General features: G+C 70.5%; 22 protein-coding genes. 12 read left to right on the forward strand and 10 right to left on the reverse strand.

Features of this window, described 5'->3' with window-relative positions:
• The first annotated feature begins 19 nt into the window (after positions 1-19).
• Positions 20-2062, forward strand: a complete 2043-nt coding sequence (locus ACKOB8_RS07055; RefSeq protein ID WP_526376532.1) for a prolyl oligopeptidase family serine peptidase — start codon at positions 20-22, stop codon at positions 2060-2062.
• Here the strand turns inward: ACKOB8_RS07055 and ACKOB8_RS07060 are convergent.
• A complete protein-coding gene (locus ACKOB8_RS07060; RefSeq protein ID WP_526376505.1) occupies positions 2007-2870 on the reverse strand; it encodes a hypothetical protein in 864 nt (287 codons plus the stop codon). The genes ACKOB8_RS07055 and ACKOB8_RS07060 overlap by 56 nt on opposite strands.
• Positions 2871-2905: 35 nt before the next feature.
• Complete coding sequence (locus tag ACKOB8_RS07065; protein WP_526376506.1) at positions 2906-3412, reverse strand: mycothiol transferase; 507 nt, start codon at positions 3410-3412, stop codon at positions 2906-2908.
• A 32-nt stretch (positions 3413-3444) separates the two neighbouring features.
• Here ACKOB8_RS07065 and ACKOB8_RS07070 point away from each other — a divergent pair, with 32 nt between their 5' ends.
• Positions 3445-5166, forward strand: a complete 1722-nt coding sequence (locus ACKOB8_RS07070) for an N-acyl-D-amino-acid deacylase family protein (RefSeq protein WP_526376507.1) — start codon at positions 3445-3447, stop codon at positions 5164-5166.
• Here the strand turns inward: ACKOB8_RS07070 and ACKOB8_RS07075 are convergent.
• Positions 5087-5986 (reverse strand): endonuclease domain-containing protein, encoded by a 900-nt coding sequence (locus ACKOB8_RS07075; protein ID WP_526376508.1) that lies wholly within the window; start codon positions 5984-5986, stop codon positions 5087-5089. The genes ACKOB8_RS07070 and ACKOB8_RS07075 overlap by 80 nt on opposite strands.
• Positions 5987-6176: 190 nt before the next feature.
• Positions 6177-7799, reverse strand: coding sequence for a chaperonin GroEL (groL, locus tag ACKOB8_RS07080; RefSeq protein WP_526376509.1), 1623 nt, complete (start codon positions 7797-7799; stop codon positions 6177-6179).
• A 220-nt stretch (positions 7800-8019) separates the two neighbouring features.
• On the opposite strand from groL, the gene ACKOB8_RS07085 reads away from it, so the two are divergent.
• Genes ACKOB8_RS07085 through ACKOB8_RS07105 form a run of 5 tightly spaced genes read left to right on the forward strand, consistent with a single transcriptional unit; the run spans position 8020 to position 13936 of the window.
• Positions 8020-8934, forward strand: a complete 915-nt coding sequence (locus ACKOB8_RS07085) for an SDR family oxidoreductase (RefSeq protein ID WP_526376510.1) — start codon at positions 8020-8022, stop codon at positions 8932-8934.
• Positions 8934-10154, forward strand: a complete 1221-nt coding sequence (moeA, locus tag ACKOB8_RS07090; protein ID WP_526376511.1) for a molybdopterin molybdotransferase MoeA — start codon at positions 8934-8936, stop codon at positions 10152-10154. Before ACKOB8_RS07085 ends, moeA begins: the two co-directional genes overlap by 1 nt.
• A 16-nt stretch (positions 10155-10170) precedes the next feature.
• The gene (locus tag ACKOB8_RS07095; protein WP_526376512.1) at positions 10171-10896 is read left to right on the forward strand and encodes a phosphatidylserine decarboxylase; all 726 of its coding nucleotides are present in this window, start codon (positions 10171-10173) and stop codon (positions 10894-10896) included.
• A 38-nt stretch (positions 10897-10934) separates the two neighbouring features.
• Positions 10935-11756 carry a CDP-diacylglycerol--serine O-phosphatidyltransferase gene (gene pssA / locus ACKOB8_RS07100; RefSeq protein ID WP_526376533.1) on the forward strand — a complete coding sequence of 274 codons (822 nt, stop codon included), beginning with the start codon at positions 10935-10937 and terminating at the stop codon, positions 11754-11756.
• Between the two features lie 5 nt (positions 11757-11761).
• Positions 11762-13936, forward strand: coding sequence for an AAA family ATPase (locus tag ACKOB8_RS07105; protein ID WP_526376513.1), 2175 nt, complete (start codon positions 11762-11764; stop codon positions 13934-13936).
• Positions 13937-13940: 4 nt separating this feature from the next.
• On the opposite strand, the gene ACKOB8_RS07110 is transcribed toward ACKOB8_RS07105, so the two are convergent.
• Genes ACKOB8_RS07110 through napA form a run of 6 tightly spaced genes read right to left on the reverse strand, consistent with a single transcriptional unit; the run spans position 13941 to position 17612 of the window.
• Complete coding sequence (locus ACKOB8_RS07110; RefSeq protein ID WP_526376514.1) at positions 13941-14594, reverse strand: LON peptidase substrate-binding domain-containing protein; 654 nt, start codon at positions 14592-14594, stop codon at positions 13941-13943.
• Between the two features lie 3 nt (positions 14595-14597).
• On the reverse strand, positions 14598-14930 hold the full coding sequence (locus ACKOB8_RS07115; RefSeq protein ID WP_526376515.1) for a hypothetical protein: 333 nt from the start codon (positions 14928-14930) through the stop codon (positions 14598-14600).
• An 8-nt stretch (positions 14931-14938) separates the two neighbouring features.
• Positions 14939-16063: a glutamate--cysteine ligase gene (locus ACKOB8_RS07120; protein WP_526376534.1), complete on the reverse strand. Its 1125-nt coding sequence runs from the start codon at positions 16061-16063 to the stop codon at positions 14939-14941.
• A complete protein-coding gene (gene sodC / locus ACKOB8_RS07125) occupies positions 16063-16776 on the reverse strand; it encodes a superoxide dismutase[Cu-Zn] (protein ID WP_526376516.1) in 714 nt (237 codons plus the stop codon). Before sodC ends, ACKOB8_RS07120 begins: the two co-directional genes overlap by 1 nt.
• A gap of 10 nt (positions 16777-16786) precedes the next feature.
• Positions 16787-17281: a LytR C-terminal domain-containing protein gene (locus ACKOB8_RS07130; RefSeq protein ID WP_526376517.1), complete on the reverse strand. Its 495-nt coding sequence runs from the start codon at positions 17279-17281 to the stop codon at positions 16787-16789.
• A gap of 22 nt (positions 17282-17303) precedes the next feature.
• Complete coding sequence (gene napA, locus ACKOB8_RS07135) at positions 17304-17612, reverse strand: nucleoid-associated protein NapA (protein WP_526376518.1); 309 nt, start codon at positions 17610-17612, stop codon at positions 17304-17306.
• A 183-nt stretch (positions 17613-17795) separates the two neighbouring features.
• Between napA and ACKOB8_RS07140 the strand changes: the two genes are divergently transcribed.
• Genes ACKOB8_RS07140 through ACKOB8_RS07160 form a run of 5 tightly spaced genes read left to right on the forward strand, consistent with a single transcriptional unit; the run spans position 17796 to position 22215 of the window.
• Positions 17796-18395: a peptide deformylase gene (locus tag ACKOB8_RS07140; RefSeq protein ID WP_526376519.1), complete on the forward strand. Its 600-nt coding sequence runs from the start codon at positions 17796-17798 to the stop codon at positions 18393-18395.
• Entirely contained in the window at positions 18392-19222 is an 831-nt protein-coding gene (locus ACKOB8_RS07145) for an exodeoxyribonuclease III (protein WP_526376520.1), read from the forward strand. Before ACKOB8_RS07140 ends, ACKOB8_RS07145 begins: the two co-directional genes overlap by 4 nt.
• Before the next feature lie 21 nt (positions 19223-19243).
• Positions 19244-20083, forward strand: a complete 840-nt coding sequence (thiD, locus tag ACKOB8_RS07150) for a bifunctional hydroxymethylpyrimidine kinase/phosphomethylpyrimidine kinase (protein ID WP_526376521.1) — start codon at positions 19244-19246, stop codon at positions 20081-20083.
• The gene (locus ACKOB8_RS07155; RefSeq protein ID WP_526376522.1) at positions 20080-20709 is read left to right on the forward strand and encodes an alpha/beta hydrolase family protein; all 630 of its coding nucleotides are present in this window, start codon (positions 20080-20082) and stop codon (positions 20707-20709) included. Before thiD ends, ACKOB8_RS07155 begins: the two co-directional genes overlap by 4 nt.
• 18 nt (positions 20710-20727) lie before the next feature.
• A complete protein-coding gene (locus tag ACKOB8_RS07160) occupies positions 20728-22215 on the forward strand; it encodes a flavin-containing monooxygenase (RefSeq protein ID WP_526376523.1) in 1488 nt (495 codons plus the stop codon).
• Positions 22216-22224 lie beyond the last annotated feature (9 nt).

The following is a 22224-nucleotide window of genomic DNA, read 5'->3' on the forward strand; positions in this document are numbered from 1 at the left end:
GCTCCCGGCGCACCGGGACGTGCGTAAACGGTCATGGGCTGGAGACTACGCTGCGCGCATGCTCGAGGATCCGTTTCTGTGGCTGGAGGACATCGACGCCGACGCGGCCCTGGACTGGGTCCGCGGGCGCAACGACATCACGGTGGCCGAGTTCGGTGGAACCGCCTTCGAGCAGATGCGCTCGGAGGCACTGGAGGTCCTCGACACCGAGACCCGCATCCCCTATGTCCGCCGCCGCGGCGAGCAGCTGTACAACTTCTGGCGCAGCGCCGCCAATCCGCGGGGTCTGTGGCGGCGCACCACGCTGGACAGCTACCGCAGCGCGGCACCGACGTGGGACGTGATCATCGACCTCGACGAGCTCGCCCGCACCGACGGTGAGAACTGGGTGTGGGCGGGAGCCGACGTCATCGAACCCGATCACTCGTTGGCCTTGATTTCTTTGTCCCGCGGTGGTTCCGATGCGGTCGTGGTGCGTGAGTTCGACATGGCGACCCGATCGTTCGTTTCCGGCGGATTCGAACTCGCCGAGGCCAAGTCGCGGATCACCTGGGAGGACCACGACACCGTCCTGGTCGGCACCGACTTCGGTCCGGACACACTGACCTCCTCCGGCTATCCGCGCCTGGTGAAACGATGGCGGCGCGGACAACCCCTTGCTGACGCCGTCACGCTGTTCACCGCATCGCCTCAGGACGTCGTCGTCTCGGCCGGAGTGGACCGCACACCCGGATACCAGCGCACCCTGATCTACCGCGCGCTCGACTTCTACAACGACCAGGTCTACCAGTTGCGCGGCGGCGAGTTGGTGCGGATCGATGCTCCGACCGACGCCACCGTGTCGGTGCACCGGGATTGGATCCTGATCGAGCTGCGCAGCGACTGGTACACGGGTACCGCGATGTACCCGGCGGGCGCCCTGCTCGCGGCCGAGTACGAGAAATTCATCGACGGCGCCGCGGAACTGACGCAGGTCTTCACCCCCGATCCGCACACCTGCCTGCACCAGTACGCCTGGACCAAGGACCGGCTGATAATGGTCACCCTCGCCGACGTCGCCAGCCGGGTCGACGTCGTCACCCCGGGCTCGTGGGCCCGCGAACCAGTGGCCGGGCTGGGAACCAGCACGACGGTGATCGTCGCGGCCGACCACACCGGCGACGAGATCTTCCTGGACTCCAGCGGATTCCTCAGTCCGTCGCGGCTGCTGCACGGCGAAGCCGGTGGCGAACTGACCGAGGTCAAACGGGCCCCGGAGTTCTTCGACGCGACGGGCTTGGCGGTCTCCCAGCTGTTCACCGCATCCGACGACGGGACGTCGATTCCCTACTTCGTCGTGGGGCCGAAAGATTCGGAGTCTCCGCAACCGACGCTTTTAGGCGGCTACGGGGGCTTCGAGGTGGCCCGGACGCCGGGCTACGACGGCGTGCTGGGCCGGCTGTGGTTGACCCGCGGCGGCACCTACGTGCTGGCCAACATCCGCGGCGGCGGCGAATACGGTCCGGGCTGGCACACCCAGGCCACCCGGGCCGGCCGGCATAAGGTCGCCGAGGACTTCGCCGCGGTCGCGCGCGATCTCGTCGCGCGCGGCATCACCACGGCAGCGCAGTTGGGTGCTCAGGGCGGCAGCAACGGCGGGCTGCTCATGGGCATCATGCTGACGCAGTACCCCGAGCTGTTCGGCGCGCTGGTGTGTCAGGTGCCGCTGCTGGACATGAAACGCTTCCATCTGCTGCTGGCCGGGGCGTCCTGGGTCGCCGAATACGGCGCCCCCGACGACCCCGAGGAGTGGGCGTTCATCTCGCGCTACTCGCCCTACCAGAACATCCGCACCGACTCGACCTGCCCGCCGGTACTCATCACGACCTCCACCCGCGACGATCGGGTGCACCCCGGTCACGCCCGGAAAATGACCGCCGCCCTCGACGAGGCAGGTCACCCGGTCTGGTACTACGAGAACATCGAGGGCGGACACGCCGGCGCCGCCGACAACGCCCAGACCGCGTTCAAGGCCGCGCTCGGCTATGCGTTCCTGCACCGGATGCTCTTCCCCCGGCGCTAGCCAGACTCGCCAGCAGCGAGACCAGCACCGCGACGATCACCAGTCCGGCTCCCGCGATCAGCGTGACGGTCAGCCACCGGTGTGCGCTGTCGGCGGCGGTCGCGACCATGGCGTCGACGATGCGGCGCATATCCTCCGAGGCCGGCCCCAGCGCTCCGCTCACGCGGCTCCTCGCCGATGCCAGTCCCGCCCACCCGGCCGCGCCGACGAGCAGAGCCGAAACACCCAGCGCGGCAAGGGCTTTGCCCCGGCTGGATGCCAGCGACACGGTCAGCAGCGCGCCCACGGCGGTGAGCACGGCCAGTGCCACGCTGATCCACGGGGACCAGACCGCCACGGTGCGCAGCGCCTCGGGGCGGATCCAGGTCGGGGAGTTCTCGGCGATCGGCACCGGCAGCGTGGTGGGCAGCGACACGTCCCCGGCGCCCGTGTCGCGCAGCGTCTGGACGAACGCGGGGTCGGAGAGCAGGGGTGCGAAGTCGATGGCCGGGCCGTCGGGTGTTTGCGCCGCCGCGGCGCCCTCGAACAGCCATCGGTGAGCGAGCGCGTTGGCCGCGGCGAACTGCCTGGGGAACGAGGGGCTCGCGGTGTAGGCGGCGGCCACGCCGGCCACCACCGCCGGGTCAGCGGTGTAACCGAGTCGGCCGGCCTGGGCACTGAGTTCCTGCGCCACGGCCGACTGCAGTTCGGGAACGGCCGCGGCGGTTCGGGACAGCGCGGCATACCCCCCGCGATCGACGAGGTTCTGCTGGGCCCAGACCGCCGCAATCCCGACAGCCAGCAGGACCGTGGTCAGCAGCCACGTCACCCCCGCCGCCAGCGCCCGCGCCGTCGATGTGCCGGTCAGGGCGCGATCCCTCGAACGTAAGCCGCCTGCCCGAGATGCTGGGCGCAGTCGTCGAGGATGCTGACCAGCCGCACACTCGCGGTCACCGGCGGATCCCAGTTCTCATCGACGACGCGGGCAAGCTCCTCCTCGGTGACACTAGCCAGATACTCGAGCGTCATCCGGTGCACCGCGTGGTAGTAGCCGGCCAGCAACGCGGCGGGCGCGCGAACCTTGCCTGCCTCCCCGGGGCTGTGACCGTAGCCGTGGGAGTCACGCGGCAGGTCCAGGGCGAAGCGGTCCACCCAGCCGCCGCGAAACCATGTCTGCTCGATCCCCGCCACGGCGGCCACCTGGGCATCCTGGATCCGGGCACTGTGCCAGACGAGCCAGGCGATGCTGTTGGCGGTTGGCGTGGGCCGGTAGCACGAGACGGCGTCGGTCAGCCCCTCGGTGAGGTCGTCGACGTGCTCGATGACCCTGGTGAAGGAATCGCGCAGGATTTCCCGGGCAGCGTCCGTCACCCCTGCGACGCTACGGGACGTAACCTCAATTCATGAGTTACGACCTGGTCATCCGCAACGGCACCATCGTCGACGGACTCGGCGGCGAGCCCTCTCGCGGCGACGTCGCCGTCTGTGACGGAGTCATCGTCGCCGTCGGGGCGATCGACGGGCCCGGTGACCGCGAGATCGACGCCGAGGGCTTGCTCGTCACCCCCGGCTTCGTCGATCTGCACACCCACTACGACGGCCAGGCGATCTGGTCGCAGCGCATGACGCCGTCCTCGTCGCACGGCGTGACCACCGCGCTGATGGGAAACTGCGGGGTCGGTTTCGCGCCGTGCCGTCCGGCCGACCACGACGTGCTGGTGGACGTGATGGCCGGTGTGGAAGACATCCCCGGGGTGGTGATGACCGACGGGTTGGCGTGGGACTGGGAAACCTTCCCGCAGTTCCTCGACGCCCTGGAGACGCGGCAGCGGGACATCGACGTGGCCGCCTACCTGCCGCACTCGCCGCTGCGCGTCTACGTGATGGGTCAGCGGGGGGCGGACCGCGAACCGGCGACCGCGTCGGACCTGGACCTGATGCGCAAGCTGGCGGCCGAGGCCATCGAGGCCGGGGCGCTGGGGGTGTCGTCGTCGCGCTTCGCGTTCCACAAAACCGGCAGCGGCGCGCCGATTCCCACCTACGGGGCCGCCTACGAGGAGATCGCCGCGATCGCCGCGGGAGTGGCCGACGCCGGGGGTGGGCTGCTGCAGTTCATCCCCGACATCGCCGCCGGTGGTTACGAAGGTGTGCTGCAGGAGGTGTTCGAAGCCGCCACCGATGCCGGGCTGGCCGTGACCTTCACCCTGACCACCGGTAACTCCGGCGAGCCGATCTGGCCGGGGGCGCTGACCATGGTGGAGAAGTTCACCTCGGCGGGTGCGGACATCACCGCGCAGGTGTTCGCCCGCCCGATCGGGCTGGTAGTCGGCCTGGAGCTGACCGCGCATCCGTTCGTGCTCAACCCGAGCTACCAGCAGATCGCGGAGCTGCCGCTGGCCGAGCGGGTGGCGCAGTTGCGCCGGCCCGAGACGCGGGCCCGGATCCTGGCCGAGCAGCCCGGCGAGGGCCACCCGTTCCTGCACCTGGCCCGGTCCTGGGAGTGGATGTTCCCGCTCGGCGATCCCGCCGACTACGAGCCGGCCCCCGAGCAGAGCATCCTGGCGAGGGCCCGCGCCCGCGGGGTCAGCCCGGCCGAGGAAGCCTACGACCGGCTGCTCGATGACGACGGGCGGGCCATCATGCTGGTGGCGTTAGCCAACTTCGAGAACAACTCGCTGGACACCGTCGGGCAGTTGATGCGCCGTGACGACGTGGTGCTGGGCCTCGGCGACGGTGGTGCGCACTACGGGATGATCTGCGACGCAAGCTATCCCACGTTCGTGCTCGCGCACTGGGCGCGTGACCGCGCCTCGGGACGGCTCAGCGTCGCCGAGGCGGTGCGTCTGCTGACGTCCGTGCCGGCCCGGGTGGCCGGACTGGCCGACCGCGGCCGGATCGCCGTCGGCTACAAGGCCGATCTCAACGTCATCGACCACGCGGGGCTGACCCTGCACAAGCCGGTGATCACCTACGACCTGCCCGCCGGCGGGCGCCGGCTCGACCAGACCGCCGAGGGCTACGTCGCGACGATCGTCTCCGGGCAGGTCATCGCCGAGAACGGGGTGCCGACGTCGGCCCGGCCCGGCCGGCTGATCCGGGGCCGCCGGCCGGCACCCGCGCGGTAGCGCCGATCGGGCATCCGGCGGCGCGTAGCTTGCCGGCGACCCGATCCACGATCACCCCGGGGCGGTTCATCATCTGCGCACTGACCCGGACGACCACCCAGCCCGCCGCTTCCAGCAGAGCGATGCGTTCGATGTCCCAGGCCCGCTGGGAGGCATCCGCCCAGTGCTGCACACCGTCGTACTCGACCGCCACTTTCCACTTCCGCCAACCCATGTCGATCCGGATCCGCAGTTCCGGGAAGCGGATCTGGCACTCCGGCGCGGGCAGGCCTCCTCTGATCAGGATCAACCGCAACCGGCTCTCCTGCGGCGACTCGGCCGCCGGGTCGATCAGATCCAGCACCGCGCGCAGCTCTCGAACACCCCGGACCGCGTGCCAGAGGTCCGCGACGGCACGAACGTCGGCGACCGTGGTGGCGGTGGCGCGCAGGAGAGCGTCGAGGATCGGCACCGCCTCGTCGACCGACCGCCGGCGGCCGATGTCGAACGCCGTCCGGGCAGGCTTCGTCACGACGACACCCGCGCATAGGCACAATTCGTCGTCACGCACGCGATAGCTGTGCGCGATCATGCCGGGTTGAGCGTGGCGGTCGGATTTCAGAATCTCCGCCGGCGCCGCGCAATCCAGCCACTTCGTGCCCAGTACCGCGGCCGCCGAGATGCCGACGAGTGGCGCACCGGTCGCCATCCAGGCCGCACGGGCGCGGATCGCGGCCGTCAATTCAGCACCATTGCGCAGATACACCCCGCGGTACAGGCGGCGGTAGCGAAGCCGAACATCCTGGCGGGACAGTTCGCCGCGGCGGCGCAATTCGTCCATGGCGCAGAGGTTGCCCCCAGAATCCGTCCCGCGTGTGCACCGAGAGTGGGGGCTCTGGACGGATCTGGGACTGGGGACGACCAAAAGCCCCACTCTGGGCACCACAGTCTTCAGACTCACGACACGGAAATGCCCGGCCCCCAGGGGAGCCGGGCATTTCCGGTTAGTGCTTGGACGTCGGTGACGGGACCTAGAAGTCCATGCCGCCCATGCCGCCGGTCGGGTCAGCCGGAGCGGCCGCTTTCTCCGGCTTGTCGGCGACGACCGCCTCGGTGGTGAGGAACAGCCCCGCGATGGACGCCGCATTCTGCAGCGCCGAACGGGTGACCTTCACCGGGTCGGCGACGCCGGCTTTCAGCAGGTCCTCGTACTCGTTGGTCGCGGCGTTGAGGCCGGTTCCGGAAGGCGAGTTGCGGACCTTCTCGGCGACCACACCGGGCTCTAAGCCGGCGTTGAAGGCGATCTGCTTGAGCGGCGCCTCCAGTGCGACCTTGACGATGTTGACGCCGGTGGCCTCATCACCGCTGAGCTTGAGCTCGTCGAGCGCCGGCGCCGACTGCAGCAGCGCGACGCCGCCTCCGGCGACGATGCCCTCCTCGACGGCGGCTTTGGCGTTGCGCACCGCGTCCTCGATGCGGTGCTTGCGCTCCTTGAGCTCGACCTCGGTGGCGGCTCCGGCCTTGATCACCGCAACGCCGCCGGCCAGCTTGGCGAGGCGCTCCTGCAGCTTCTCGCGGTCGTAGTCGGAGTCGCTCTTCTCGATCTCGCTGCGGATCTGGGCGACCCGTCCGGCGATGGCCTCGGAGTCACCGGCGCCCTCGACGATGGTGGTCTCGTCTTTGGTGACCACGACCTTGCGGGCGCGGCCGAGCAGCGACACGTCGGCGGTCTCCAGCGAGAGCCCGACCTCCTCGGAGATGACCTGGCCGCCGGTGAGGATGGCCATGTCCTGCAGCATCGCCTTGCGGCGGTCACCGAAGCCCGGGGCCTTGACGGCGACGGACTTGAAGGTGCCGCGGATCTTGTTGACCACCAGGGTGCTTAGCGCCTCGCCCTCGACGTCCTCGGCGATGATCAGCAGCGGCTTGCCGGACTGAATGACCTTCTCCAGCAGCGGAAGCAGGTCCTTGACCGTCGACACCTTGGAGCTGACCAGCAGGATATAGGGATCCTCGAGGACGGCCTCCTGACGCTCGGCGTCGGTGACGAAGTAGCCGGAGATGTAGCCCTTGTCGAAGCGCATACCCTCGGTGAGCTCCAACTGCAGGCCGAAGGTGTTGGACTCCTCGACGGTGATGACGCCCTCGTTGCCGACCTTGTCCATGGCCTCGGCGATCAGGTCGCCGATGGTCTGGTCACCGGCGGAGATGCCCGCGGTGGCAGCGATCTGCTCCTTGGTCTCAACCTCCTTGGCCGACTTCAGCAGCGTCTCGGTGATCTTGTCGACGGCCTTCTCGATGCCGCGCTTGAGACCCAGCGGGTTGGCGCCCGCCGCGACGTTGCGCAGGCCCTCGCGCACCAGCGCCTGGGCGAGCACGGTCGCCGTGGTGGTGCCGTCGCCGGCGACGTCGTCGGTCTTCTTGGCGACCTCCTTGACGAGCTCGGCCCCGATCTTCTCGTAGGGGTCCTCGAGCTCGATCTCCTTGGCGATGGAGACGCCGTCGTTGGTAATGGTGGGCGCGCCCCACTTCTTCTCCAGGACGACGTTGCGACCCTTGGGGCCGAGCGTGACCCGCACGGCATCGGCGAGGCTGTTCAGGCCCCGTTCGAGGCTGCGCCGAGCCTCTTCGTCGTACGCAATAATCTTGGACATTGCGGTGTGATTCCTCCGTAAGGGGGTGACACGTTCTTGCGGCCGGACGCAGTGCCCGCGACGGACGACCGAAGCTGTCTCCTTCGGTCTCACCGTCCCGACCTAGCACTCACACGTCGCGAGTGCCAACCCCTTTTTTAGCACTCGTCGGTGCCGAGTGCAAGGCAGTTCACCCCGGGCGGACACCAAGGCGGCACGCGCTTTACGTATGTTCTAGGACATGACATGGACAGCGAAGGACGTTCCGGACCAAAACGGCCGGTTAGCCGTCGTCACCGGGTCGAATACCGGCCTGGGCTATGACACCGCCAGGGTGCTGGCGGCCCGGGGGGCCAAGGTGGTGATGGCGGTCCGCGACACCGCCAAGGGCGAGCAAGCCGCCGGCCGCATCCGGGCCGGCGCCCCGAAGGCCGAAATCAGCGTGCACAAACTCGACCTCGGTTCGCTGGACTCGGTGCGGTCGGCGGCCACCGAGCTCGCGGCCGCCTATCCCAGCATCGACCTGCTGATCAACAACGCCGGAGTGATGTACCCGCCCAAGCAGACCACCGCCGACGGCTTCGAGCTGCAGTTCGGCACCAACCACCTCGGCCACTTCGCGCTGACCGGGCTTCTGCTCAAGAACCTGCTCGCCGTGCAGGGATCGCGGGTGGTGGTGGTCGCCAGCATCGCCCACAACATCCGCGCCAAGATCGACTTCGACGACCTGCAGTGGGAGCGCCGCCGCTACGAGCGGGTCGCGGCCTACGGCCAGTCCAAACTGGCCAACCTCATGTTCACCTACGAACTGCAGCGCCGGCTGGCGGCCGCGCAGGCGAAGACCATCGCGGTGGCCGCGCACCCCGGCGTCGCCGCCACCGAGCTCGCCCGCCACGTCCCGGGGGCCAGCCTGCCGGGAGTCAGATGGCTGGGCGGCCGACTGCTGAACACCTCCGAGTTGGGCGCGCTGCCGACGCTGCGGGCCGCCACCGACCCGGCGGTGCGCGGCGGTCAGTACTGGGGCCCGGACGGGTTCCGGGAACTGCGCGGCCATCCGGTTCTGGTCACCTCCAGTGAGCAGTCCCACGACCAGGCGATCCAGCAGCGGCTGTGGAAGGTCTCCGAGGAACTGACCGGCGTCACCTACCCGGTGTGATGCCGGGCTCCCGCGGGGTCTTCCGCAGCGTCGCCGACCATCAGCGCGTCGTCGCCGACCTGATCCGGGCGCGCCCGGCGCAGACCGTCGCCGTCGCCGATGCGCTCGGCCTGGTTCTGGCCGCCGACGTGGTCGCACCGCTGGCGCTGCCGGTGTTCGACAACTCCGCGATGGACGGCTACGCGGTGCGCGCCGAGGACGTCGCGGGCGCCGACGCCGACTCGCCGGTGAAACTCCCTGTCGCCGAGGACATCCCGGCGGGACGGACCGATCTGCTGACACTGGCGCCGGGCACCGCGCACCGGATCATGACCGGCGCGATGATGCCGCGGGGCGCGACGGCGGTGGTGCCGGTGGAGCGCACCGACGCCGGGACGGCCGAGGTCGCGATCTCTGCGGCAGCCGCACCGGGCCAGCATGTCCGGCGCCGTGGCGAGGACGTCGACGCGGGCAGCACGGTACTGCGGGCCGGGGAGGTCCTCACCCCTGCCGCGCTGGGCCTGGCGGCGGCACTGGGCGTCGCCGCGCTGCCGGTGATCCCCCGCCAGCGCGTGCTGGTGGTGTCCACCGGTTCGGAACTGGTCGCGCCGGGGACACCGCTGCTGCCCGGGCAGATCTACGAGTCCAACGCCGTCATGCTGGCGGCGGCGGTGCGCGACGCCGGCGCCGAGGTGGCCGGGGTGGCCGCCAGCGGCGATGACGTCGGGCAGTTCACCGCGGTACTGCAGGGCTACACCGGCCGGGCCGATGTGGTCATCACCTCCGGCGGCGTCAGCGCCGGGGCCTACGAGGTCGTCAAGGATGCCTTCACCGACGGCTCGGTCGAGTTCGTCAAAGTCGCGATGCAACCCGGCATGCCCCAGGGTGCGGGCCGGACCCGATCCGGTGGCCCGCTGATCGCGCTGCCCGGCAACCCGGTCAGCGCGCTGGTGTCCTTCGAGGTGTTCCTCCGCCCCGCCCTGCGCGCGGCGATGGGACTGCCGCGAACGCACCGGCAGCTCCGGTCGGCGGTGCTGACCGAGGCTTTGACGTCACCGGCCGGCAAGCGGCAGTTCCGCCGCGGGGTGTACGAGCCCGCGGCGGGGCGGGTCAACGCCTACGGCCCGCCCGCATCGCATCATCTGCGCTGGCTTGCCTCGGCCAACTGCCTGCTCGAGATTCCCGAGGACGTCACCGAATTGGCGGCCGGTGCGCGAGTGGACGTATGGGACCTGTCCTGACTCTAGAATCGTCGCGATGGCCAGACGCCCCCGCCCGGCGGACGACTCCGTGACGTCCGGCCCCCTCCCCGGCGCGCAGCGGATCCTCGCGCTGGTGCGCTCCTCGGTGCCGCCCGTGCATCCGGCCGGCTACCCCTTCATCGCGGCCGGCCTCGCGGCCGCGGCCCTGGGTCGGCGCCACCGCTGGCTGCGGCGCGCCGGACTGGCCGCGGCCGGGGCGAACGCCGCGTTCTTCCGCCACCCTCCCCGCACGCCCCCGACCCGCCCCGGGGTGGTGGTCGCTCCCGCCGACGGCGCGGTGTGCCTCGTCGACACCGCGCCCGCCCCGGCGGAGCTGGGTCTCGGCGACGAGCCGATGCCCCGGGTCAGCATCTTCCTGTCCCTGCTCGACGCGCACGTGCAGCGCGCCCCGGTCGGCGGCGAGGTGGTCGCGGTGGCCCACCGCCCCGGCCGCTTCCACTCGGCAGACCTGCCGGAGGCCAGCGCCGAGAACGAGCGCAACAGCGTGGTGTTCCGCACTCCGGACGCGCGGGAGGTGATCGCGGTGCAGATCGCCGGTCTGCTCGCCCGCCGCATCGTGTGTGACGTGCGGCCGGGCGACAAGGTCGACATCGGCGACACCTACGGGCTGGTCCGGTTCGGCTCCCGGCTGGACACCTACTTCCCCGCCGGTTCGGAGATCCTCGTCGAACCCGGCCAGCGGGCACTGGCCGGCGAGACGGTCCTGGCACGGCTGCCGTGATCAAGCCCCGGCCCCGCAAGAGTCCGATCAACCGGCGGATGCTGCCGAGCGCGATGACCGTGCTCGCCATCTGCCTGGGTCTGACGTCGGTGAAGTTCGCCCTGGACGACCGGCCGACCGAGGCGATGGCGCTGCTGGCGGCGGCGGCGATCCTCGACGCCCTCGACGGCCGGATCGCCCGGGTGCTCAAAGCCACCTCGCGGATGGGTGAGGAGATCGACTCGCTCGCCGACGCGGTCAACTTCGGGGTGGCTCCGGCCTTCATCGTCTACGCGCTGCTGCTGCCGCAATCCCGGGTGGGCTGGATCGTGGTGCTGCTCTACGCGGTGTGCATCGTGCTGCGGCTGGCCCGCTACAACGCCCTGCTGGGGGCCGACCTGCCCGCCTACACCAAGGACTACTTCATCGGGATGCCCGCACCGGCCGGGGCGATCGGCGCGATCGGCCCGCTGGCGGTCAAGATGCAGTTCCCCGGGCCCTGGTGGGACACCCAGGCGGCCCGGATCGTGGTGATCCTCTGGATGGTCGGGGTTTCGCTGCTGGTGGTCAGCCGCATCCCGATGCGCAAGATCCACACCTTCTCGGTGTCGCCGAACATGGTCGCCCCGATGCTGGCGCTGCTCGCGATCGCCGCCGCCGCCGCGTTCGTGTTCCCCTATCTGCTGATCCTGGCGATCATCGGGGCCTACGTCCTGCACGTGCCGTTCGCGGTGCGAAGCCAGCGCTGGGCGGCCGCGCATCCGGAGTCCTGGAACGACAATTCGCGGCAGCGCCGGGCCGCGCGGCGCGCCACCCGCCGCGCCCAGCATCCCGGCCGGCGGTCGGTCGCCCGGCTGGGATTGCGTAAGCCGGGGGACTGACGCCCGTGCCCCCCTCTCCGCTGACGCTCACCCTGACCGCGCGGCTGAACACCGCCGCGCTGGACTCCCGTCGCGGTGTGGTGCGCCTGCACCCGGAGGCCCTCGCCGCACTCGGTATCCGGGAGTGGGATGCCGTCGCGCTCACCGGTTCGCGCGCCACGGCGGCGGTCGCGGGGCTGGCGCCGGCCGGCACACCGGCGGGCACCGCGCTGCTCGACGATGTCACGCTCTCCAACGCCGGACTGCGCGAGGACGCCACCGTCCTGATCGCCCCGGTGACGGTGTACGGCGCGCGCTCGGTCACCCTGCGCGGTTCGGCGCTGGCAAGCCGTTCGGTCTCGTCGGCGACGCTGCGCGAGGCGCTGCTGGGCAAGGTGATGACCGTCGGCGACACGGTGTCGCTGCTGCCGCGCGATCTGGGCCCGGGCACCTCCACCTCCGCGGCCAGCTCAGCGCTGGCGGCGGCGGTGGGGATCACCTGGACGTCCGAACTGTTGACCGTCACCGGCACCGATCCGGCCGGGCCGGTCTCGGTGCAACCCAATTCCTCGGTCAGCTGGGGCGACGGTCCCCCGCCGAGCGGATCGACGGCCGCGGTGAGTCCGCCCACCCACTGGCCCGAGGAACCACCGGTCAGCATCGACGACCTCAAGGGTCAGCACGTGCAGGCCGGCCGGCTCACCGAGTGGCTGAAGCTGGCGCTCGACGAGCCGGGCCTGCTGGAGAAACTGGGCGCCAAGCCGAATCTCGGCGTGCTCGTCACCGGGCCGGCCGGGGTCGGCAAAGCGACGCTGGTGCGGGCCGTCTGCGCGGGCCGGCGACTGGTCGATCTGGACGGCCCCGACACCGGGGCGCTGGCCGCCGAGGACCGGCTTCGGGCCGTCACCCGGGCGGTCGCCGACGTCGTCGGCGGCGGCGGGGTGCTGCTGGTCACCGACATCGACGCGCTGCTGCCCACCCCTGCCGAACCGGTGGCGACGATGATCCTCGGCGAACTGCGCACCGCCGTCGCATCCCCCGGAGTCGCACTGGTGGCGACCACCCAGGAACCCGAGGCGGTGGATCCGCGGTTGCGTGCCCCGGACCTCTGCGACCGCGAACTCGGACTGACCCTGCCCGACGGCGCCACTCGCAAGGCCCTGCTGGAGGTGCTGCTGCGCGAGGTGCCCGCCGCGGATCTGAACCTCGCCGAAATCGCCGAACGCACACCCGGATTCGTCCGGGCCGACCTCGCCGCCCTGGTCCGGGAGGCCGCGCTGCGGGCCGCGGCACGAGCCAGCGAGGACGGTAAGCCGCCGGCACTGACCCAGCAGGATTTCACCGGCGCGCTGACGGTGATCCGGCCACTGTCGAGGTCGGGCACCGAGGAGGTTGCGGTCGGCTCAATCACCCTTGACGACGTCGGCGACATGGCCGAGACCAAGCAGGCACTCACCGAGGCCGTGCTGTGGCCGCTGCGGCACCCGGACACCTTCGCCCGACTCGGCGTCGACCCGCCGCGCGGCGTGCTGCTGTACGGACCACCCGGCTGCGGCAAGACCTTTGTGGTGCGGGCCCTGGCCAGCTCCGGGCGACTGAGCGTGCACGCCGTCAAGGGAGCCGAGCTGATGGACAAGTGGGTCGGTTCCTCGGAGAAGGCGGTGCGCGAATTGTTCCGCCGGGCAAGGGATTCGGCACCCTCGCTGGTTTTTCTCGATGAGGTGGACGCACTGGCGCCGCGGCGCGGCCAGAGCTTCGATTCCGGAGTGACCGACCGGGTGGTCGCCGCTCTGCTCACCGAGCTGGACGGCATCGAGCCGCTGCGCGATGTGGTGGTTCTCGGTGCCACCAACCGGCCCGATCTGATCGACCCGGCTCTGCTGCGGCCCGGCCGTCTGGAGCGACTGGTCTTCGTCGAGCCGCCGGACGCGGAGGCCCGCCGCGAGATTCTCACGACCGCCGCGAAGTCCGTGCCGCTCAGCGCCGAGGTCGACCTGTCCGCGCTGGCGGCCGACCTGGACGGCTACAGCGCGGCGGACTGCGTGGCTCTGCTGCGTGAGGCGGCACTGACCGCGATGCGCCGCTCGATCGACGCCGCCGACGTCACCGCCGCCGATGTGACGGCGGCCCGTCAGACCGTGCGACCCTCGCTGGACCGGGAGCAGGTGGCGTCGCTGCGCGCCTTCGCCGCCGAACGCTGAGGGCTCACTCCTCGGAGAGCTGGAACTCGACCATCGCGGCAACGGTGTCGATCGCCTCGCACACCGCGTCGACGCGCTCGGCCAGCGTCGGCGCCGCCAGCACCGCGTAGCGGTCGGCCTGGCCCATCGGAACCCTCGCTGCCAGCGCGAACAGGTGCAGCGACGGGTCGTCGGCGGTCTCGGCGTCGACGGCCAGGGCATCGGCTCGCAGTCGACCGCCGGCCGCCTCGGCGACCCGCCCGTAGAGGGCCAGGATGCGATCGACCACACCTCCGATCTGCTCGGGTCCGACCGGCGGACCGTCCTCATCCGGCCAGGCCCGGATCAGCGCGCGGGGGTAGGGGTCATCGGGAAGCCACTGCTGCACCCGGATTCGCCCACCGACCGTCGCGACCAGTTGGTAGAGGCCGTCGCCGAGGTCGGCGCACTCGGTGATGCGCGCCAGCGCGCCGACGTCGCTGCGGACGTCGCCGCCGCCGACCTCACTGCCCTGACTGATCAGCACCACCCCGAAAACGGGCTCCGGCGCGGCCAGGCAGTCCCCGACGAGCAGCGAGTAGCGCGGCTCGAAGATCCGCAGCGGCAGGGTCTCGCCGGGCAGCATGGCCGACTGCAGCGGGAACATCGGCCGCGCTTCGGCTGCGGTCTGCGCTGCCATGGTCTACCTGATACCCCCGGTGATGACGTCTCGCACCGGCGCGCTGGGGTCGGCGAAGGTGCACAGCGCCGCGGCGACCCCGACCCAGATCTGCGGGTTCGCCGCGACGAGCTGATTGCCGTCGGCGGCGATCGCGCCGATCACTTCGCGGCGCTCGGGTTCCCGCATGCCCATGTACTGCCGGCAGGTCGTGGACAGCAGCTCGCCGGTCGCGACCGATCGGCCCGCCTCACCGGGAGTCGCCACCGGGGTGCCGGGGATGGCCCTGCTGCAGCCGCCGGCACCCAGCGCGGCGAGCACGAGAAGCGCGGCAACCGCGCGGCGCGTCACGGACATGGACCCTCCTAGATTTCCAGCTCGCCAACCAGAGCATCCACCACCGCGCGCAGATCGCCACTTCGGGCCGCCACCGCGCGCTGGCGCTGGTAGGACGCGCCGCAGCGAGGGATGTCGGCGACGGCGGCGAGTTCGTTCGCGCAACCGAGTGACTCGGCGACCGGGGCGAGCCGATCGAGCAGATCGTCAAGATCCTCGGTGACCAGTCGCTCGTTGCTGTCCGCGTCGAGAATGATGATCGCGTCCAGCCCGTACCGCGACGCGCGCCACTTGTTCTCCTGGACGTGCCAGGGCGGCATGACCGGCAGGTCCTCCCCGGCGTCGAGGCGCCGGTCCAGGTCCACGATCAGGCAGTGCGTCAGCGCCACCAGTGCCGCGAGCTCGCGCAGGTTGGACACCCCGTCGCAGACGCGCACTTCGACGGTACCGAGATGCGGTGCGGGCCTGATGTCCCAGCGGATTTCGTTGACGTGGTCGATGATGCCGGTCGTCTTCTGGTCGTGGACGAAGCCCTCGAACTCACGCCAGGTCTGGAACTGAAAAGGCAGGCCCGCCGTGGGCAGCTGCTGGAACATCATCGCCCGGTTACTGGCGTAGCCGGTGTCCTGCCCCGCCCAGAACGGCGAGGACGCCGACAGCGCCAACAGGTGCGGGTAGTGGTTGAGCAGAGACGAGATGATCGGCATCACCTTGTGCGCCGAGGAGACGCCGACGTGGACGTGCACGCCCCAGATCAGCATCTGGCGGCCCCACCACTGGGTGCGTTTGATCAACTCGGCGTACCGCGGGGCATCGGTGAGCTGTTGGGCAGACCACTGCGCGAAGGGGTGGGTTCCGGCGCAGAAAAGTTCCATCCCGCGGCTGCGCACGACCTCGCGCACCGCCACGAGGGTGGAGCGCAGGTCGGCCATCGCCTCTGCCACGGTGTCGCACACTCCGGTGACCAGCTCGACGGTGTTGCGCAGCAGCTCCTTGTGTACGTGGGGTGTTCCCCCGATCTCGGCGATGACCGCGGCGGCCTCGTTGCTCAGGTCGCGGGTCTCGGCGTCGACGAGTGCGAACTCCCACTCCACACCGAGCGTGGGGCGCGGTGATCCGGAGAAGTCGATCCGCCCGGCCGGGCGGCTAACGATCACCCGATGACACCGCAGCCGACCCGTTTACCGGCGTCGCCGGTGGCCAGGGTGATCTCGTCGGGCGGCGGGGCGCCGTTGATCTGCTGGTAGCGGTCGGGCGGAATGTTGGCGAAATTGTCCGCGCCCTCATGGATGATGATCGCGGTCCCCGCGCCGCCGGTGAGGTCCTCGCGGGTGAAGGCGGACGTGGTGGTCACCAGCAATGCGGAACCGTCGGGGCGCACCTGCAGCGGGCTGAGGTCGCCGGCGTGCCCGGGATGGCCGGGGGCGCCGCCGCCCTGGAAGTGGCCGCCCGCGGAGAGGAAGTCCCCGGGGGCCCCGCCGGTCGGCGCCACGGAATTGGCCTCGCACTTGCCGACGGCGTGGATGTGCATGCCGTGGATGCCGGGGCTGAGCCGGCCGGGTGCGGTGGTCTGCACGGTCACGGTGGCCACACCACCGGTGAACTCGATGGTGGCGGCCGCGATCTGGCTGCCGTCGGCGGCGTTGATCTGCACGGTGAGGGTGTCCGCGGGTTCGGCGGCGGCGGGTTCGGCCGCGCCGCCGCGGGCCTCGGAAAGCGCCGGCGTCGGCGCTGAACCGGTCCAGACCGGTGGGGTGGTGCCGGGTTCGGAGGCGACCGGTTCGGAGGGTGAGCAGCCGCTCAGTCCGGCGGCGAGGAGGGCGGCGGGCAGGGCCGCGAAGAGCATCGGAAACGAGGGCGAAGACATGCCCGTGAGCCTATCCCGTCACGAGCACGATCACGCCCGGCGGTTGTTCGGCGATTCCCGGCGGGCGCGGCTGCACCGGAGCCCCGATCACCTGGCCGACCGCCTCGGCCGCGGCCTGCTCCCCGTCGGCGGCGCCGAAGTACACCGTCGTCGCCGTCACCCCCGCCGCCTGGGCCGCGTCGGCCACCTCCACCGCCCCGGCTCCCCCGGCCGCGGCGCTTCCCACCGACTCGGTGACGTTCCAGCCCGCCTCGCGCAACCTGTCGGAGATCCGGCCGGGCGCCGCCTCATCGCCGGAGATGCCGTAGACCCGCACGTCGGCCCGTGGCGCCGGGGTCGTCGTCGTGGTGGCCATGTTCGGCGGGGCGCCGCCCGAGCCGGTGTTGTCGCTGCCCGAGTTCATCGCCTGAAAACCCACCAGCAGGAAAATCAGCCCGAAGAACAGCAGCACCATCACCATGGCCCGCAGCGGCAACCCGGTCGAATCGGGGACGCGCTCGCTCATCCGGCTCACCGTAACCGGGCGATCAGGGAACCTCGAAGCCCAGCCGGCGGGCGGCCCGGGCCTTCTGCCGGCTGGCCCTCAGCCGGCGGAGCCGCTTGACCAGCATCGGGTCGGCCACCAGCGCCTCGGGCCGGTCCACGAGGGCGTTGAGCACCTGGTAGTACCGCGTCGCCGACATCGCGAAGAGCTCCTTGATGGCCTCCTCTTTGGCCCCGGCGTACTTCCACCACTGCCGTTCGAAGGCGAGGATGTCGAATTCGCGACGGGTCAGCCCATCGGGTAACTCGGCGTCGTCAAGCGGGCGTTCGACCCGTGCCATGGCGCCGTCCATTCGATCCGTGGACCCTTTCCCGCTTCGACACACCTGCATATCGAGCTCGCTGCCGAGCCGGATGGCCCGCCGGACAGGCCGCGATATCGCGCTGCACCCGACATTGAATCACGCCGGAATCGGATGGGACGGCACCCAACCCCGCGCGTCGGCTCGGTTCAGCGTGGCGATAGCTTGCCGATCATGGCAGTGCGCCCCATCGTGATCCTCGGCGATCCCGTCCTGCACACCCCGACGAGCCCGGTGCCGATCGGGCCGGACGGCTCGCTTCCGCCCGAGTTGAGCGGGTTGATCACCGACATGTTCGACACGATGAGCGCTGCCAACGGGGTGGGGCTGGCCGCCAACCAGATCGGGGTCGGCGTGCGCGTCTTCGTCTACGACTGCTCGGCCGAACGCGGTAAGACGACTCGCCGGCGGGGCGTGGTGGTCAATCCGGTGCTGACGACCTCGGAGATACCCGAGACGATGCCCGACCCGGAAACCGACGACGAGGGGTGCCTGTCGGTTCCGGGCGAGTCGTTCCCCTGCGGACGCGCACAGTGGGCCCAAGTCACCGGGGTGGACGCCGAAGGCGCCGCCGTGACGCTGGAGGGCACCGGGCTCTTCGCCCGGATGCTGCAACACGAGACGGGTCATCTCGACGGAGAGCTCTACGTGGACCGGCTGATCGGCCGGCACGCCCGGGCGGCGCGGCGGGCGATCAAGGGACACGGGTGGGGGGTGCCCGGACTGTCGTGGCTGCCGGGGACGGTGGCCGATCCCTTCGGACACCCGACGTGACCGTGGCCGGCAGCCTCCGGGTGGCCACCTGGAATGTGAACTCGATCCGCACCCGGGTGCAGCGCGTGGTCGACTGGCTGGCCCGCGCCGAGGTCGATGTGCTGGCGATGCAGGAGACCAAGTGCTCCGACGCACAGTTCCCGGCGATGGACTTCCTGGCCGCGGGCTACGAGGTGGCGCACTGCGGACACGACCAGTGGAACGGGGTGGCCATCGCCTCACGGGTTGGTCTGGAGGACGTGCAGTGCGACTTCGACGGTCAACCCGGGTGGAGCCGGGGCGATGAGCCCGCCCGCCCGGAGGCCCGCGCACTGGGCGCCACGTGTGCCGGAGTCCGGGTGTGGAGTCTGTATGTGCCCAACGGCAGGGGACTCGACGATCCGCACTACCGCTACAAGCTGGATTGGCTTGCCGCACTGCGGCACACCGCACACGCCTGGTTGGACCGCGATCCGCAAGCCGCGATCGCCCTGGCCGGCGACTGGAATGTGGCACCGACCGACGACGACGTGTGGGACATCGATGTCTTCCGCGGCAGCACCCACGTCAGCGGTCCGGAACGGGAGGCCTTCGGATCGATCGAGACGGCGTTCGCCGATGTGGTCCGGCCCTTCACTCCCGGGCCGGGGGTCTACACCTACTGGGACTACACCCAGCTGCGCTTCGCCAAGCGGGAGGGGATGCGGATCGATCACATCCTGGCCTCACCGGCGTTGGCCAGCCGCGTCGTGCACGCCGAGATCGTGCGCGACGAACGCAAGGGTGGTAAGACCAGGATCGGCTCGCCGAGTGATCACGCCCCGGTCCTGATCGACGTCGAGGCCTGACCGGTACCGCCGGGAGGATTCGTGGAATTTCTGCCGCTGACCCCGCCGGGCCGCACGCCGCCACGGGTGCTGACGATCGCCGGGTCGGACTCCGGCGGCAGCGCGGGTATCGAAGCGGATCTGCGCACCTTCACGCTGCTGGGCGTGCACCCGTTGGTCGCGGTGACGGTGGTGACGGTGCAGGACTCGCTGGGTGTCAAAGCTTTCCATCACGTCCCGGCACACGTTGTCCGCGATCAGATCGAGGCGGTGGCCAACGACATCGGCATCCAGGCCGCCAAGACCGGCATGCTGGTGTCCGCGGAGATCATCGACACCGTCGCCGACACCTGGCGTGCCCTGATCAGGGGCGCAGCGGACGCTGTGCCGCTCGTCGTCGACCCGGTCTGCGCGTCCGCGCGCGGGGAGGCGCTGCTGCCCCCGCCGGCTCTGGCGGCACTGCGCGAGCGGCTTTTCCCGCTGGCCGACATCATCACTCCGAATCTCGACGAGGTGCGTCTGCTGGTGGGGATCGACGTCGTCGATCCGGCGAGCCAGCGCGACGCGGCCCGCGCGCTGCACGACCTCGGGCCCCGCTGGGCGCTGGTCAAGGGCGGTCATCTGCGATCGGCTCCGCGCAGTCCCGACCTGCTCTACGACGGGGAGACGTTCCACGAGTTCGACGCGCCGCGGGCGGACACCACCGACGACCACGGGGCGGGCGACACCCTGGCCGCGGCCATCGCCTGTGCGCTGGCCCACGACTATCCGATGCCCGATGCGGTGGCCTTCGGCAAGGCCTGGGTCACCGAGTGTCTGCGCGCGGCCTATCCCCTGGGAGCCGGCCGCGGGGGCGTCTCGGCGCTGTTCCGGCTGCGGTGAACCTCGAGGCGATCGCCGGGGTCGCGCACCGGCCCACCGGACGGCCGGCCGGGACGGTGATGCTCACCCACGGCGCCGGCAGCGACCGGGATTCGGAGATCCTGGTCCGGGTGTGCGACGCGTGGGCGCAGTGCGGCTGGCTGGCGATCCGCTACAACCTGCCCTACCGGCGGCGGCGCCCCAAGGGTCCGCCGTCGGGCACAGCCGCCGACCTGGCCGGTGTCGAGGCGGCCCTCGCGATGGCGCGGGAGGCGGTCGACGGACCGGTGATCGCCGGCGGGCATTCCTACGGCGGCCGGCTGACGTCGATGGCGGTCGCGGCCGGCCATGAGGTGCTCGCGCTGACACTGTTCTCCTATCCGCTGCACCCGCCGGGCAGGCCGCAGCAGCAGCGCACCGCGCACTTCGCGGCGATCTCGGCACCCACGGTGTTCACCCACGGCACATCCGACCCGTTCGGGACAACGGCCGAGCTGCGCGCTGCGGCGGCACTGATCCCCGCACCCACCGCGATCGTCGAGGTGACCGGCGCCCGACACGATCTCGGCTCCGCGGACCGCACCGGGATCGCGGCAGTCGCGACCCGGGCCGTTGACGCCGCGCTGCGCCTCGGCGGGTCGGGTTGACTCAGGTACGGTCGGAGCATGAGCGAGCAGCGCTTCGACGCGATCGTCGTCGGTGCGGGCTTCGGGGGTATCGGCGCCGCGGTCGAACTCAAGCGACTCGGCATCGACGACTTCGTCATCCTCGACCGGCTGGACGATCTCGGCGGGACCTGGCACGTCAACCACTACCCCGGTCTGGCCTGCGATGTGCCGACCACCACCTACTCCTACTTCTTCGAACCGAACCCCGACTGGTCGCGACTGTTCTCCAGCGGGGAGGAGATCAAGCGCTACGCCGACCACGTGGCCGAGAAGTACGACGTCCGCCGTCACATCCGGTTCAACACGACCGTGGAGGGCGCGTACTGGGACTCCGAGGCGCTGCTGTGGCGGGTCGCGCTGGCCGACGGCTCCACGCTGAGCGCGCGGTACCTGATCACCGCCACCGGATTCCTGTCCCAGCCGCACACCCCGGAGATCCCCGGTATCCACAGCTTCGAGGGAAAGGTCATCCACACCGCGGCCTGGGACGACGACTACGACCCGACGGGTAGGCGTATCGCGCTGATCGGCACCGGCGCGACCGCCGTCCAGCTGATCCCCGAGCTGGCGAAAAGGGCCGGTGAGCTGACCGTCTATCAGCGCACACCGATCTTCGTGGTCCCCAAACTCGACTTCCGCTTCCCGAAGCCCATCAGGCGGCTGTTCGCCCGGGTGCCGCTCTCCCAGCGCGCGGTCCGCACCGTCACCGACGCGATCTACGAGTTCTTCAACTACGTCGTGCTGCATCACCGCACCACGCTGTTCCGCCGACTCAACATCGGCGCGGCCGACGTGTCCAAGATGTACCGCTATCTGGTGGTCCGTGACCCCGAACTGCGCCGCGAACTCACCCCCTCCTACGACTTCGGCTGCAAGCGGCCGACATTCTCCAACAGCTACTACCGCGCCTTCACCAAACCGAATGTGCACCTGCAGGCATCCGGGATCGAGCACATCGAGCCGCACGCGATCGTCGCCGCCGACGGCACCCGCACCGACATCGACACCCTGGTACTGGCGACCGGGTTCGATCTGTGGGAGGCCAACATCCCGGCGATCGAGGTCATCGGCCGCGGCGGCCGCAACCTCGGCAAGTGGTGGCGGGAGAACCGCTTCCAGGCCTACCAGGGGGTGTCGATCCCGTACTTCCCCAACTACTTCAGTCTCGCCAGCCCGTATGCGTTCATCGGGTTGAACTTCTTCAACGCCATGGAGTACCAGATGCGCATCATCGATCGCGTTCTGGGCGAGGTGAAGCGCCGCGGCGCGACGACATTCGAGGTCACCGAGGAGGCCAACGCGCGCTTCCTGGACGAGATGACCGACCGGGTCGGCGATACGGTGTTCGACCTCGGCCACTGCGCCGAGGCGCGGTCCTACTATTTCAATCCGCACGGCGAAGCGACTCTGCTGCGCCCGACGACCGCTAAAGAGGCGATCCGGCGGGCCACCGAGTTCCCGCTCAGCGACTACCGCTTCAGCTGAGGAAAGGAT

It is taken from the genome of Mycobacterium sp., assembly GCF_046091765.1.
Taxonomy (GTDB): Bacteria; Actinomycetota; Actinomycetes; order Mycobacteriales; family Mycobacteriaceae; genus Mycobacterium.

Bases quoted from the DNA above. Each gene is read 5' to 3' on its own strand.
- ACKOB8_RS07075 (WP_526376508.1), bottom strand. From the start codon at position 5,986: ATGGACGAATTGCGCCGCCGCGGCGAACTGTCCCGCCAGGATGTTCGG.
- ACKOB8_RS07110 (WP_526376514.1), bottom strand. From the start codon at position 14,594: ATGGCAGCGCAGACCGCAGCCGAAGCGCGGCCGATGTTCCCGCTGCAG.
- napA (WP_526376518.1), bottom strand. From the start codon at position 17,612: ATGGACGGCGCCATGGCACGGGTCGAACGCCCGCTTGACGACGCCGAG.
- moeA (WP_526376511.1), top strand. From the start codon at position 8,934: ATGCCGGGCTCCCGCGGGGTCTTCCGCAGCGTCGCCGACCATCAGCGC.
- ACKOB8_RS07140 (WP_526376519.1), top strand. From the start codon at position 17,796: ATGGCAGTGCGCCCCATCGTGATCCTCGGCGATCCCGTCCTGCACACC.
- ACKOB8_RS07160 (WP_526376523.1), top strand. From the start codon at position 20,728: ATGAGCGAGCAGCGCTTCGACGCGATCGTCGTCGGTGCGGGCTTCGGG.
- ACKOB8_RS07115 (WP_526376515.1), bottom strand. From the start codon at position 14,930: ATGTCCGTGACGCGCCGCGCGGTTGCCGCGCTTCTCGTGCTCGCCGCG.
- ACKOB8_RS07070 (WP_526376507.1), top strand. From the start codon at position 3,445: ATGAGTTACGACCTGGTCATCCGCAACGGCACCATCGTCGACGGACTC.
- ACKOB8_RS07130 (WP_526376517.1), bottom strand. From the start codon at position 17,281: ATGAGCGAGCGCGTCCCCGATTCGACCGGGTTGCCGCTGCGGGCCATG.
- groL (WP_526376509.1), bottom strand. From the start codon at position 7,799: ATGTCCAAGATTATTGCGTACGACGAAGAGGCTCGGCGCAGCCTCGAA.
- ACKOB8_RS07085 (WP_526376510.1), top strand. From the start codon at position 8,020: ATGACATGGACAGCGAAGGACGTTCCGGACCAAAACGGCCGGTTAGCC.
- sodC (WP_526376516.1), bottom strand. From the start codon at position 16,776: ATGTCTTCGCCCTCGTTTCCGATGCTCTTCGCGGCCCTGCCCGCCGCC.
- ACKOB8_RS07095 (WP_526376512.1), top strand. From the start codon at position 10,171: ATGGCCAGACGCCCCCGCCCGGCGGACGACTCCGTGACGTCCGGCCCC.
- pssA (WP_526376533.1), top strand. From the start codon at position 10,935: ATGCTGCCGAGCGCGATGACCGTGCTCGCCATCTGCCTGGGTCTGACG.